General features: G+C 72.0%; 10 protein-coding genes. All 10 read left to right on the forward strand.

Going from position 1 to position 13,631, the window contains the following annotated elements; all coding sequences use genetic code 11:
- Positions 1-2 precede the first annotated feature (2 nt).
- The 10 genes from ACIQ7Q_RS07160 (at position 3) to ACIQ7Q_RS07205 (ending at position 13,515) form a co-directional block, all read left to right on the forward strand.
- Positions 3-4,745 carry a putative T7SS-secreted protein gene (locus ACIQ7Q_RS07160; protein ID WP_403857327.1) on the forward strand — a complete coding sequence of 1,581 codons (4,743 nt, stop codon included), beginning with the start codon at positions 3-5 and terminating at the stop codon, positions 4,743-4,745.
- 2 nt (positions 4,746-4,747) lie between these two features.
- A complete protein-coding gene (locus tag ACIQ7Q_RS07165) occupies positions 4,748-5,254 on the forward strand; it encodes a hypothetical protein (RefSeq protein ID WP_403857330.1) in 507 nt (168 codons plus the stop codon).
- Entirely contained in the window at positions 5,251-5,856 is a 606-nt protein-coding gene (locus tag ACIQ7Q_RS07170) for a pentapeptide repeat-containing protein (RefSeq protein WP_403857333.1), read from the forward strand. The genes ACIQ7Q_RS07165 and ACIQ7Q_RS07170 overlap by 4 nt, the downstream gene beginning before the upstream one ends.
- Positions 5,857-6,180: 324 nt before the next feature.
- Positions 6,181-7,140, forward strand: coding sequence for an alpha/beta hydrolase (locus ACIQ7Q_RS07175; protein ID WP_403857336.1), 960 nt, complete (start codon positions 6,181-6,183; stop codon positions 7,138-7,140).
- Entirely contained in the window at positions 7,133-8,287 is a 1,155-nt protein-coding gene (locus tag ACIQ7Q_RS07180) for an acyltransferase (RefSeq protein WP_403857339.1), read from the forward strand. Before ACIQ7Q_RS07175 ends, ACIQ7Q_RS07180 begins: the two co-directional genes overlap by 8 nt.
- Positions 8,280-9,566, forward strand: a complete 1,287-nt coding sequence (locus tag ACIQ7Q_RS07185) for a sensor histidine kinase (protein WP_403857342.1) — start codon at positions 8,280-8,282, stop codon at positions 9,564-9,566. Before ACIQ7Q_RS07180 ends, ACIQ7Q_RS07185 begins: the two co-directional genes overlap by 8 nt.
- Complete coding sequence (locus ACIQ7Q_RS07190) at positions 9,563-10,228, forward strand: response regulator (RefSeq protein ID WP_403857345.1); 666 nt, start codon at positions 9,563-9,565, stop codon at positions 10,226-10,228. Before ACIQ7Q_RS07185 ends, ACIQ7Q_RS07190 begins: the two co-directional genes overlap by 4 nt.
- 94 nt (positions 10,229-10,322) lie before the next feature.
- A complete protein-coding gene (locus tag ACIQ7Q_RS07195) occupies positions 10,323-11,633 on the forward strand; it encodes a sensor histidine kinase (protein WP_403857348.1) in 1,311 nt (436 codons plus the stop codon).
- Positions 11,630-12,289 carry a response regulator gene (locus ACIQ7Q_RS07200; RefSeq protein WP_403857351.1) on the forward strand — a complete coding sequence of 220 codons (660 nt, stop codon included), beginning with the start codon at positions 11,630-11,632 and terminating at the stop codon, positions 12,287-12,289. The genes ACIQ7Q_RS07195 and ACIQ7Q_RS07200 overlap by 4 nt, the downstream gene beginning before the upstream one ends.
- Positions 12,290-12,309: 20 nt before the next feature.
- Positions 12,310-13,515 (forward strand): cytochrome P450, encoded by a 1,206-nt coding sequence (locus ACIQ7Q_RS07205; protein ID WP_403857354.1) that lies wholly within the window; start codon positions 12,310-12,312, stop codon positions 13,513-13,515.
- The last annotated feature ends 116 nt before the right edge of the window (positions 13,516-13,631 follow it).

Here is a 13,631-nt window from a genome sequence, read left to right on the forward strand (position 1 = left end):
CCGTGGGCATCGGGGATTTCGTCAGCGACATCACGCCGGACGTGGTCGAGGACGCGGTGGAGGACGGCGTCGAGTGGGCCGGCAACCGCGTCGAGGACGCGGGGAACTGGACCGCCGACCGGCTCGAGGACGTCGGCTGGGAGTCCGGCGCCGACTGGGTGCGCGAGCAGTCCCGTTCGCTGGCCAACCGGATGGGCGCCGAGGTCGACGAGATGGACCTCGGGCAGACCGAGGACAAGACGAAACTGGTCTACGGCAGCCCGTCCAAGCTGCGGTCCACCGCCTCGCACCTGCGGGACCTCGAGAAGTCGTTCGATCTGGTGGGCCAGGGGCTCAAGGGCCTCGACTCGTCCGCGGTCAAGGGCGAGGCGGCGGACGCGTTCCGCGAGACGGTGTCGATCGAGCCGCCCAAGTGGTTCAAGGGAGCGGACGCCTTCGGGAAGGCGGCGGACGCGCTCGCGAGCTTCGCCCTCACGGTCGAGTGGGCGCAGGGCCAGGCGCAGACCGCCATCGACAAGTGGAAGGCGGGCACCAAGGCGTCGTCCGACGCCGTGGAGGCGCACAACAAGAAGGTCGACGACTACAACAAGGCCGCCGACCGCTACAACGCCCAGCCGGTGGACGAGCGCGACCCGTCCACCCTGCCGCCGAAGCCGGGCTCGTTCAGCGACCCGGGCAAGGCGCAGATGGAGGAGGCGCAGGAGATCCTCGCCGAGGCGCGCAAGCAGCGCAACGCGGCCGCAGAGACCGCCCGTACGGCGGTGCAGGCGGCCAGGGACGCCGCCCCGCCGAAGCCCTCGTACGGCGAGCAGGCGATGGACGGACTGGAGGAACTCCAGGTGATGCAGACCCATTTCGGGGCCGGCATCGTCAAGGGCACAGCGGGCCTGGTCAACTTCGTCCGCAGCGTCAACCCCACCGACCCGTACAACATCACCCACCCCGCCGAGTACGCGACCAGCCTCAACAGTCTGGCTTCCGGCCTGGTGCTGGTCGCCAACGACCCGTGGGGCGCGGGCAAGCAGATGCTCGACAACTTCATGAAGGACCCCGCGGAAGGCTTCGGCCGGCTCGTGCCGGACCTGCTGCTGACCGCCGCCACCGGCGGCGCCGGGGCCGGTGTGAAGGGGGTGCGCCTCGCCGCGGAGGCGGCGGACCTGGCCTCGGACGCCAACCGGGCGCGCAGGCTGATCGACGACGCCCCGAACGGCACCCACAACCGGCCGGACGGCCGGCGCCACTCCGGCGAGACCGACCCGGTGGACCTCGCCTCCGGCCGAATGTTCCTCCCGCACACGGACGTCGTGCTCCCCGGCACGCTGCCGCTGGCCTTCACCCGTCGCACCGAGTCCGGCTACACCTGCGGCCGGCATTTCGGGCCCTCCTGGTCCTCCACCGCCGACGAACGCCTGGAGATCGACGCGCTCGGTGTCGTCCACGTCACCGAGGACGGCCTGCTGCTCACCTACCCGCATCCCGTCCCGGGCGTGCCCACCCTCCCCGAGTCCGGCACCGTGTGCCGGACGCTGACCCGAGAGGAGAGCGGCGACTACACGCTCACCGACCCGGAGAGCGGCGTGACACGCCACTACACCGCGCCCCGCGGCGTGGAGCCGGGCGGTGACGGGGACGCCTGGCTGGCGCGGATCAGCGACCGCAACGGGCACACCGTCACCGTCGACCGCACCGACGACGGAACGCCGCTCGCCCTCGTCCACTCGGCGGGGTACCACCTCGACGTCGAAGCGGCCGACGGCCGGGTGACCGGCCTGTCCCTGCGGCTTCCCGACGGGAACGCACAGCCCGTCGTCCGGTACGGCCATACGGACGGCGACCTCACCAGCGTCACCAAGCCCTCCGGCGCCACCCTCACCTACGAGTACGACGACCGCCGTCGGGTCATCGCCTGGATCGACTCCAACGACAGCCGCTACGACTACGTCTACGACGATCAGGACCGGGTCATCGGCGAGGGCGGCCAGGCCGGACACCTCCAACTGACCCTGTCCTACGGCCTCCCCGACCCGGTCACCGGTCACCGGAGCACCACACTGACCACCGCTGACGGCCGCACGACCCGTCATCTGATCGACAGCGCCTGCCGAGTGGTGGCCACCACGGACCCGGCGGGGAACACCACTCGCTACACCTATGACACGCACGGGAACCAGCTCAGCCGGACCGACGCCCTCGGCCGCACGACCGGCTACGTGTACGACGAGGCGGGCCGTCTGCTCACGATCGTCCGCGCCGACGGCAGCCGGGTCGGAACCGTCCGCGACGAACGCGGTCTGCCGGTGGAGTTCACCGACGCGGACGGGGCACGTTGGCAGCGGCAGTTCGACGATCGGGGCAATCCCACCTGCGTCACCGACCCGGCCGGGCACACCACCCGGTACGTCTACGACAGCCACGGTCACCTGGTCTCCTCCACCGACGCGCTCGGAGCCGTCACCACGTTCCGCTGCGATCCCGCCGGCATGCCCGTGGAAGTGACCGACCCGCTCGGCGGGACCACGCACTGGGACCGGGACGCCTTCGGCCGGCTCGTACGCATCACCGATCCCCTCGGGGCGGTGACCACCCTCGAATGGACCGACGACGGCGAACTGGCCCGGCGGGTCCGCCCCGACGGCAGCGCCGAAACCTGGACGTACGACGGTGAAGGCAACTGCACCGCGCACACCGACGCATCAGGCCTGGCGACCCGCTTCGAGTACACGCACTTCGATCTGCTCGCCGCCCGCACCGGGCCGGACGGGGTGCGTCACGAGTTCGAGCACGACGCCGCACTGCGCCTGACCCGGGTGACCGGCCCGCAGGGACACACCTGGTCCTACACGTACGACGCGGCCGGCCGGCTCGTGGCCGAGACCGATTTCGACGGACGTACCGTCCGCTACACGACCGACGCCGCCGGACAGGTCACCGCCCGCACCGACGCGCTCGGCACGTCCGTCGGCTACCAGCGGGGACCGCTCGGTCAGGTGGTCCGCAAGGACGCGGCGGGAGCCGTCACCGACTACGTGTACGACGCCACGGGCCGACTGCTGGAGGCCACCGGCGCGGACGGCGGCCTGATCCGGCATTACGACCGCCGAGGTCTGCTCAAGGCCGAGATCGTCGAGGGCCGGGCCACCACTTACGCCTACGACGCCGCGGGCCGCAGAGTTCGCCGCGTCACCCCCACGGGCCTGGCCACCTCCTACGGCTACGACGCCGCAGGCCGCCCCACCCACCTGACCAGCGGCGAGCACCGCGTCACCTTCTCGCACGACTCCGCGGGACGCGAACGGCTCCGGACCTTCGGTGACACCCTCGCTCTGGTGTCGGGCAGGGACGGGGCCGGCCGCCTGACCACCCAGGACCTCGTCAGCGGCGACCGCACCGTCAACCACCGCACCTACACCTACCGCGCCGACGGGCATCTCACCGCCCTCGACGACTCCCTGCGGGGCTCCTTCCGTTTCGACCTCGACCCGGTGGGCCGGGTGACGGCGGTGACCGCCGAGGGCTGGACGGAGTCGTACGCCTACGATGCCGCCGGCAACCAGACGGCGGCGTCCTGGCCCGCCTCGCACCCCGGCCATGAGGCGACCGGTCCCCGCAGCTACGACGGCACCTCTCTCACCCGCGCCGGAGCGGTGCGGTACGAGTACGACGGCGGTGGCCGCACCACCTTGCGGCAGAAGACCCGCCTCTCCCGCAAGCCCGACACCTGGCGCTACACCTGGGACGCCGAGGACCGTCTCACCGCGGTCGTCACCCCCGACGGGACGTGCTGGCGCTACCGGTACGACCCGCTGGGCCGGCGCACCGCGAAGCAGCGCCTGGCCGCGGACGGCGAGACCGTCGTCGAGGAGGTGCTGTTCACCTGGGACGGCACGACCCTGTGCGAACAGACCACCACGGCCCCCGATCTGCCCCGGCCGGTGACCCTGACCTGGGACCACCGGGGGCTGCAGCCGCTGGCACAGACGGAGCGTGTGCTCGGCGCGGACGCGTCGCAGCAGGCCTTCGACGAACGGTTCTTCGCCATCGCCACGGACCTCGTCGGAACCCCTACCGAACTCGTCTCCGAGGCCGGTGAGGTCGCCTGGCGCACGCGTACGACGCTGTGGGGCCAGACCGCCTGGCCGTCGGGGAGCATCACCTACACGCCCCTGCGGTTCCCGGGCCAGTACTACGACCCCGAGACCGGCCTTCACTACAACCTGCACCGCCACTACGACCCGCAGACCGCCCACTACCTCACCCAGGATCCCCTCGGCCTCGCTCCGGGTCCCAACCCGTCTGCCTACGTCCACAATCCGCACACCTGGGCCGACCCGCTGGGGCTCGCCCCCTACGACCCGCTGCGCGAGGGCTACACCTCCTCGCCGGGGTTCGAGAAGGACCCGTACCACCCGGACGTGGTCGAGCGCCGCATCAAGGAGAACCGCGAGCTCTACGGGATCAAGGACCCGGACGGCCCCGGGATGATCGGCGCGAACGGCACGCAGATCACCAGCAAGACGCTGTGGAACCATGGGCCGTACCGGATCGACGTGGAGAATCCGAACCCGGGCGAACGACCGGGACAGCTGCACTTCCAGGACCAGAGCAACAAGGGCGCGAAGTACCAGTACAACTTCGAGACCGGCAACTTCGACGGGCTTCCGCGCAGCATCGAGAAGGCCGTCGGCAACAACCCCGGTTTCATCGCCGGAATCAGGAAGGGGCTCGCCGCACTCGGCGAGGGATAGACGTGCGCAGCAACCAGCAGATGGCCGACCTCTTGGCGGACGCCGACCTCACCTGCCTGTCGGTGCGGGACATCCCGCCGATGTTCCGCGAGGTCGTGGAACGGGGGTGGTCCCTGACCGGCAGCGGCGCTCGCGTGCTCGCCGACCTCCGCCCCGACGAGGACCGGTCCTACTTCGACCGGCTCGCGGAGGAGACCACGGTCAACGGACGCGGCATGACCGACTACGACCTCCCCGCGGGCGCAGGAAAGGAACGTGCCGAGGTGCTGCTGCGGCGGTCCCTGGCGTACATCGGCGCCTGCCTTCGGTCGGCGGAGAAGGAGTTCGGCGATCAGCAGGTGCTGGCGTACCTCTCCCTGTCCCTCGGCGGTACGGACGACGACCTCCTGACCGCCCACGTCACCTTCTGCACGCCCCGGCCCGACACGCCGCCGTACATCGCCGACCTCGAGCAGGTCCGGAATGCGGCGGTGGCGGAGATCTCGGTGGAAGACTGCCCGGACCGGTGACGTCACCGGACGACAACAGCCATGCCACCGAGGTGCGGGAGCGCTGGTCGCGGCCGGAGAACGCCTCCGCCCTCGCCGCGATCCGGGACGCGCTGACCGGCGACGGCGACCGGCACGCTCTGGTGCGTGACTGGACGCGGCCGTGGAGCGCCGAGAACGACCTGGCCGGCATTCCGCTGGAAGGCGCGGTCCTCTCCGGGAGGGACCTGACGGGCGCTCACCTCTCGTACGCCGACCTGCGCGGCTGCGACCTGCGCGGCTGCGACCTCACGGACGCGCAACTGACCGGCACCGACCTGCGTGGGGCGAAGCTGGCGGGCGCGACGCTGACCCGGGTCAACGCGGGCCTCAGCGATCTCACCGGGGCCGATCTCGGCGACGCCGGCGCGGACGACGCGGTGCTGTCCCGCGCCCGCCTGGTGGGCACGGTTCTGCGCGGCGCGTCACTGCGCCGGGCCAGGCTCGTCGCGGCCGATCTCACCGACGCGGATCTGACGGGCGCCGACCTGTCGGACGCGGTGCTGATCTCCGCGCGGACCGAGGGCGCGGTGCTGACCGGCACCCGCCTGGAGGGGGCGCGGCGCGGCTCCCTGCGCCCTTGACGCCCGCGGGTCGTGTCCCGGTGGCGGGCATCGCGGGTCGTGTCCCGGTGGCGGGCATCGCGGGTCGTGTCCCGGTGTCGAGCGTCGCGGGGCGTGTCCCGGCGTCGAGCCGCGCGAGCTCGCAGAGCGATCAGCTCCACGACCAGGGCCGCGACCGCCCCGAGCCGTCCGGAGTACGGGCCGGGGCAAGATCCACAAGGGCCCTGCCCTACCCGTAATACCTGAGAGCTACCACGCAGGAGCGCTCCCCAGCGGGACGCCGACGACCGGCCCCGCTTCATAACTTCTGGTCCTGACACAGCGATCCGGACCGGAAGGAACCTCATGGCGTCCCGCCTTCGGCGCACCCTGCTCGCCGCGCTCGTCACCGCTGCCGTGGTCTTCCCTGTCTCGGCCGCCGCGGGGCCCTCAGCCGTACCCGCACCGCCCCCCGCCGCCCTCGGTCCGCTCGACGCGGCCGAACTCCCGCTTCTGCAAGCACGGTTCGCGGCCAACCGGGACAACATCCGCGAGGCCGCACGGGTTGCGGCCGATCACGGTGACCGGAGGCGGGCCGCCTCGCTGGACGTCATGGCCGCGGGCGGGCGGCAGCTCCTGACGTTCGACGGCCGTGACGGCGGGCGCACCGCCGAGGTGTTCGGCGACCTGGCCCACGCCGACCGCATCGCCTTACTGGTCCCGGGCTCCGACACGAACCTCGACACCTACGAACGCTTCCGCGCCGGAGCCGTGACGCTGTTCGACGCCACCCGGGCGGCGGGCGGAACGCGTACGGCCGTGGTCGCCTGGCTCGGCTACGCCACGCCGGGGACCGTCAGCACCGATGTGCTCACCACCGGCCGCGCCGACGACGCCGCTCGGCAACTGCGGGCGTTCGCACGGGAAATGAAGGCCGCCCGACCGCGCGCCGGGCTGTCACTGCTCTGCCACTCCTACGGTTCCGTCGTGTGCGCCCGCGCCGCCCAGGGACTCGACGCCGCCGACATCGCCTTCTACGGCAGCCCCGGCACGGGCGCGGACTCCGTCGGCGAGCTGGGCACCCGCGCCACCGTCTGGGCCGGCCGCGGAAGGGGCGACTGGATAGCGGACGTGCCCCACGTACGCCTCGAACTCCCCGGCACGGACATCGGGTTCGGTACCGACCCGGTGTCCGACGGCTTCGGCGCCCGCGTCTTCGACGCCGGCGACGGAGGGCACAGCGACTACCTCCGGCCCGGAACCGTCTCGCTCGACAACCTCGCGCTCATCGCCGCGGGCCGCGCCGGCCAGGTGCCCGGTGCGTGAGCTGGTGCGCCGTGTCGGCGCCGCCACACCGCCCGGACGGGACCGGGCCGTGGACGCCCTGCGGGCGTTCGCCATCCTCGGCGTCGTCCTCGGGCACTGGCTGGTCACCGCCCTCGTCACCGACGGCGGCACGCTGCACGGGACGAGCCCTCTCGCCCACATGCCCCCGCTCGCCCCGGTCTCCTGGGCGTTCCAGACCCTCGCCGTGTTCTTCCTCGTCGGCGGCTACGTGGCCACCCGCAGCCACACCAGTGCGCGGGCCCGCGGGACGACCCACGGCCGGTGGCTGGCCGCACGCCTCGGTCGGCTCTTCCGGCCCGTCGCTGCCGTCCTCGTCCTGTGGACCGTCGCGGCGGGCGCGATGCTCGCCGGCGGGACGTCCCTGGAAACGCTGCGCACCCTGCTGACGCTGGTCCTGTCACCGCTGTGGTTCCTGCTCGTCTTCGCCCTGCTCACTGCCGCGACGCCGCTGGTCGCCCGGCTCCACCCGCTGTGGCCGCTGGCGGTGGTCCTCCACGTCGACGTGTTCCGTTTCGGGTTCGGTGCCCCCGACGCTCTGGGCTGGGTCAACCTCGCCGCGGGCTGGCTCGTGCCGTACTGCCTCGGCGCCGTGTGGGCGCGCGGTGAGCTGCGCGGCCGGGCGACGGGCTGGGCGCTGCTGGTCACCGGCGCCGGTGCGACGGCCTGCCTTGTGCTGTGGGCCGGGTATCCCGCGTCCATGGTGGGCGTCCCCGGCGCGGCCGTCTCCAACCTCAACCCGCCGACCCTCGCGGCCGTCACCTTCGGCCTGGCGCAGTGCGGTGCCGCGCTGCTGCTGCTCCGGCCGCTGCGCAGGGCGATGAGGCGGCCGGCGCTCTGGGCGGCCATCGCCCTGGTGAACCTGTCGGCGATGACGCTGTTTCTGTGGCACCAGACGGCGTTGATGGCCGTCACGGCCACCGGGCTGCTCGCCGGACGGGCGCTGCCCGGCCTGCACACCGTCCCCGACGGCCCGGTGTGGGTGGCGGCCCGGCTGGCCTGGCTGCCGGTGTTCGCCGTCGCGCTCGCGGTGTGCTGGGCGGCGTTCCGCACGTACGAACACCGCCCGCGCCCCGTGGGAACCCCCGAGGCACCCCCGGCCGCACCCAAGAAGGTGACACATGCCTAGGGTTGAGGGCATGGCCAAGGGGGGAGTGGGGGCACGGGTGTGGCGCGCCCTGCGCGACGATCTCCTCACCGCCGCCCACGACCCGCTGCCGCCGATGGGTGGGCCGCGACTGCTGCGCCGACTTCCCCACCTGCTCGTCGTCTGCGTCGTGTGGGCCCTCACCGTTCTGCAGGCCTTCGAGCTCATGAACGCCTACCGCACTCCTCCCTCGACGGCCGTCCCGCTCGCCGTCGCCCTCGGCGGCGCGGCACTGCTCGCGATGTTCCGGCCGGTCCCCGCGTGGTGGCTGTCGACCGGACTCACTGTCACCGGCGCCTGGTCCGGCACCCTCTTCGCCCTCGAGCTCGACACGCCGTGGCCGTGGCCGCTCCCCGGGATGCTCACGCAGGGGCTGATCGTGCTGCTGCTCGCCCTGCGGGTGCGGGTCCGGGTCGCTGTCGAGGTGCTGCTGATCACCGTGCTGACGGGTGCCGTCGCGGAGGCGGTGTCACAGGGCCGCGGACACCAGTCGTCGCTGCCCGCGGCGACGATCCTGTTCATCGTCGCCGTCGTGCTCGGATCGGCTCTGCGGGGGAGGCGGGAGGCGCGCGGCAGGCTCGTCGAGCAGGAGGTGCTCACCGCGGAGGAGCGCACCCGCCGCACCGTCCTGGAGGAGCGCAGCCGTATCGCCCGCGAACTGCACGACGTCGTCGCGCACCACATGTCGGTGATCTCCATCCAGGCGCAGGTCGCTCCGCACCTGGTCGAGGCGCCGACCGAGGAACTGAGGGAGAACCTCGCGGGCATCCGGCAGAACGCGCTGGACGCGCTCACCGAACTGCGCCGGGTACTCGGCGTCCTGCGGTCCGAGAACCCGGAGGCGGCGGAGACGGCGCCGCACGCGCCGCTGCCCACGCTCTCCCGCCTCGGCGCCCTCGTCGAGAACGCGCGAGCCGCCGGACTGTCCGTCCGTTACGTGAGGACCGGCCGGCAGGAGCCGTTGACGCCGGGCGTCGAACTGTCGGCCTACCGGATCGTGCAGGAGGCGCTGAGCAACGCGATCCGCCACGCCCCCGGCGCCTCCGTACGGATAGAGCTCGCCCACACCGACCCCGGGCTGCGCGTCCGGATCATCAACACCGCGCCGCGCGGAGCAGCGCCGCCGTCGCCGGGCACCGGGCACGGGCTGCTCGGGATGCGGGAGCGAGCCGCCATGCTGGGGGGCGACCTCGCCACCGGACCCACACCCGACGGCGGGTACGAAGTGACCGCCCTTCTCCCCACGGAGCAGCAGACATGACGATCCGGGTACTGATAGCCGACGACCAGATGATGGTCCGCCAGGGCTTCACCGTCCTGCTGAACGCGGAGCCCGACATCGAGGTCGTCGGCCAGGCCGTCGACGGGCTCGACGCCGTCGACCAGGTCGCCCGGACGCTGCCCGACGTCGTCCTGATGGACATCCGGATGCCCGAACTCGGCGGCATCGAGGCCACCGGGCGCATCACCGCCGACCTGCCCGACGTCAAGGTGCTGGTGCTGACCACCTTCGACCTCGACGAGTACGTCTACGAGGCGCTGCGCGCCGGGGCCTCCGGCTTCCTGCTGAAGGACGCGTCGGCGGACGAGCTGGCGCATGCCGTCCGCGTCGTCGCCGGCGGGGACGCACTGCTCTCACCGAACATCACGAAGCGGCTGATCGCGGAGTTCTCCCGCACCACCGGCGCCCCGCGAGCCCCGCTCAAGGAACGGATCGGCGCTCTGACCGAGCGGGAGACGGAAGTGCTCTCACTGATCGCCCAGGGCCTGTCGAACGCGGAGATAGCGAGCACTCTGGTGGTCGCGGAGCAGACGGTGAAGACCCATGTGAGCAGGGTGCTGGTGAAGCTGGGACTCAGGGACCGCACCCAGGCCGCCGTCTTCGCGTACGAGACGGGCCTCGTCCGCCCGGCCGGCTACTGAAACCCCGGCCCCACCAGGTAGTACTCAGGACGGATGCCGCAGGATCCGCATCGATGCTGACGACCGCCTCCGCCGGGCCCCGTACCTTCGATACGTGACCGAGAAGACCCGCAGCCCCGAATTCGACCTGGCCCAAGGGGCGCTCAGCGGCCTCCGCCAGGACCTCTTCCACAACGCGTTCGCCTATCGGCCGCTGTCGCCGCTGCGCGCCGACGGGCCGGTGATCCGCCGGCTGCCGGGAGAGCGGATACGCCGGGCGGCCGTGTGGCTGCCGCACGCCGTGGTCCTGTTCCTCGCCTTCATCACGTTGGTCGTCGCGTACACGGACGACGGGGGCAGCCTGTCGATGCTGTTCGGCGGCTTCGTGCCGGCAGCCGCTGTCGTGATGACGCTGGTGCGGCCGGTCGGCGCATGGTGGGTGTCGATCGTGAGCGCACCGTTCGTGAGCGCGCTCGCCTCCTACGGCGACTGGCCCTGGGCACCTGCCGGGTTTCTCTCCCATCTCACCGTGATGACCGTCGTCGCCCTGCGGACCCGGCCCCGTACGGCGGCCTGGATGTGGCTCATCACCGCCGCCTACGGGGTGGTCGCCGAAACGGTGATCCAGCGCGGCTACGGGGCCACCGTGCCGGGGATGCTCTTCACCTCCGCGGTCAGCCTGCTGATCGTGAGCATGTTCCTGGTCCGCCGTGACGCGAAGCAGGAAGTCGCCGCCCAGCAGACCGTCACCGCCACCGAGCGGGACAGGCGCACGCTGCTGGAGGAGCGCACCACCATCGCCCGCGAGCTGCACGACGTGGTCGCGCACCACATGTCGGTCGTCGCCATCCAGGCGGAGGCCGCCCCCTACCGGGTGGAGAACCCGCCGGAGGAGCTGGAGAAGGCGTTCGCCACGATCCGCGAGAACGCGGTCGCCGCGCTGACCGAGCTGCGCCGCATCCTCGGAGTCGTACGCGCGGAGGACTACGAAGCCCCCGACGCCCCGCAGCCGGTCCTCGCCGACCTCGGCAATCTGCTCTCCAACGTCCGCGAGGCCGGTCTGCAGACCGAGAAAACGGTCACCGGAGCGGTCCGTGCGCTGCCCCAGGGTGTGGAACTCTCGGCGTACCGGATCATCCAGGAAGCGCTCAGCAACGCACTGCGCCATGCGCCGGGCTCCACCGCCAAGGTCGAGATCTCCTACGTGCTCGGCGGCCTCGGCCTGCGGATCGTCAACACCGCGCCACGAGGACTGGTGAATCCTTCGCCCGGCGCTGGTCACGGCATCACGGGCATGCGGGAGCGTGTGACGATGCTGAACGGCGAGATGACCGCCGCCGCCACCGACGAGGGCGGGTACGAGGTCACCGCCTTCATCCCGGTCGCCACCACCGAGCCGGCCGCCGCCTCCGAGGAGACCTCATGACGATCCGCGTCCTCATCGTCGACGACCAGATCATGGTCCGCGAGGGCTTCTCGGTCCTGCTGAACGCCATGCCGGACATCGAGGTCATCGGCGAAGCCGTCAACGGCCGCGAGGCCGTCACCAAGGTCGCGGAACTTGCGCCCGACGTCGTCCTGATGGACATCCGCATGCCCGAGCTGAACGGCATCGAGGCGACCCGCGAGATCGTCGCCGCGCACGCCGAGGCGAAGGTGCTGGTGCTGACCACCTTCGACCTCGACGAGTACGTGTACCAGGCGCTGCGCGCCGGGGCGTCCGGCTTCCTGCTGAAGGACGCCTCCGCCCGGCAGCTCGCCGACGGCGTGCGGGTGGTCGCGGCCGGCGAGGCGCTGCTCGCGCCGACGGTCACCCGCCGTCTCATCACCGAGTTCTCCAAACTCTCCGAGAATCCGCGGCCGGCGGCGATGACGCAGATCGGTGATCTGACGGAACGCGAGACGGAGGTCCTGGTGCTGATCGCGCAGGGCCTGTCCAACGCGGAGATCGCCTCGCACCTGGTGGTCGCGGAGTCGACCATCAAGACGCATGTGAGCAGGGTCCTGGTGAAGCTCGGGCTCCGGGACCGGACGCAGGCGGCGGTGTTCGCGTACGAGGCGAGGCTGGTCACACCCGGATAGCGGGGCTACCGTTCCCCGGCATGGACGTGCCTTTCGACCCCTGGTCCCCGGCGTTCGTCGCCGATCCGTATCCGGCTCTCACCGAGCTGCGGGAGCGGGGGCGGGTGCACTGGTTCGAGCCGACGCGGCAGTGGCTGGTGCCGCATCACGCGGACGTGTCGGCGCTGCTGCGGGACCGGCGGCTGGGGCGGACGTATCTGCACCGCTTCAGCCACGAGGAGTTCGGGCGTACGCCCCCGCCGCCCGAGCACGACCCGTTCCACACGCTCAACGACCACGGGCTGCTGGACCTCGAGGCGCCGGACCACACCCGTATCCGCCGGCTGGTGACGAAGGCGTTCACACCCCGGACCGTGCAGGCGCTGGAGCCGGTCGTACGGCGGATCGCGGCCGGACTGGTCGCCGACTTCAAGAAGGCCGGCGGCGGTGACCTGCTCGCCGAGATTGCGGAGCCGCTGCCGGTCGAGGTGATCGCCGAGATGCTGGGCATCCCGCGGTCCGACCGTCATCTGCTGCGGCCGTGGTCGGCGGACATCTGCGGGATGTACGAGCTGAATCCGTCACAGGACACGGCGGCGCGTGCGGTCCGGGCGTCCGTCGAATTCACCGGCTACCTGCGGGAGTTGATCGCTGTGCGGCGGGCGGAGCCGGGGGAGGACCTGATCTCCGCGCTGATCTCCGCGCACGACGAGGGGGACCGGCTCAGCGAGCAGGAGATGATCTCCACGTGCGTGCTGCTGCTGAACGCGGGCCACGAGGCGACCGTCAACACCACCGCCAACGGATGGTGGACCCTCTTCCGCCATCCCGAGCAGCTGGCCGCGCTGCGGGCGGACCATTCGCTGCTGTCCACAGCTGTGGAAGAGCTCATGCGTTACGACACCCCGCTCCAGCTCTTCGAACGCTGGGTGCTCGACGACATCGAGATCGACGGGACCGTCGTGCCACGCGGCTCCGAGCTCGCCCTGCTCTTCGGCTCCGCGAACCGCGACGCCGCCCGCTTCCCCCACCCGGACACCCTCGACCTGGCCCGCCCGGACAACCCGCACGTCGCGTTCGGAGCGGGCATCCACTACTGCCTGGGCGCGCCGCTGGCCCGCGTCGAACTGGCGGCGTCGTTCGGCGAGTTGCTGCGGGAGGCGCCGGGGATGCGGCTGGTGGAGGAGCCGCGGTGGAAGCGGGGCTTCGTGATCCGGGGGCTGGAGGAGCTGCGGGTCGAGCTGTGACGGGCGCGGCGGGTGCGGGCGGGGCCGCTGCGCGGGGCCTGTCCCCTACCCGCCCCTTCCCGAACCGGGGCAAGCCCCGGACCCCACCGGGCTCGGCCCGGACCGCGTATCGGGCA

It is taken from the genome of Streptomyces sp. NPDC096176, from assembly GCF_044763255.1.
Lineage (GTDB): Bacteria > Actinomycetota > Actinomycetes > Streptomycetales > Streptomycetaceae > Streptomyces.

Coding starts and splice junctions, on each gene's coding strand:
- ACIQ7Q_RS07205 (WP_403857354.1), top strand. CDS start 12,310: ATGGACGTGCCTTTCGACCCCTGGTCCCCGGCGTTCGTCGCCGATCCG.
- ACIQ7Q_RS07185 (WP_403857342.1), top strand. CDS start 8,280: ATGCCTAGGGTTGAGGGCATGGCCAAGGGGGGAGTGGGGGCACGGGTG.
- ACIQ7Q_RS07200 (WP_403857351.1), top strand. CDS start 11,630: ATGACGATCCGCGTCCTCATCGTCGACGACCAGATCATGGTCCGCGAG.
- ACIQ7Q_RS07175 (WP_403857336.1), top strand. CDS start 6,181: ATGGCGTCCCGCCTTCGGCGCACCCTGCTCGCCGCGCTCGTCACCGCT.
- ACIQ7Q_RS07190 (WP_403857345.1), top strand. CDS start 9,563: ATGACGATCCGGGTACTGATAGCCGACGACCAGATGATGGTCCGCCAG.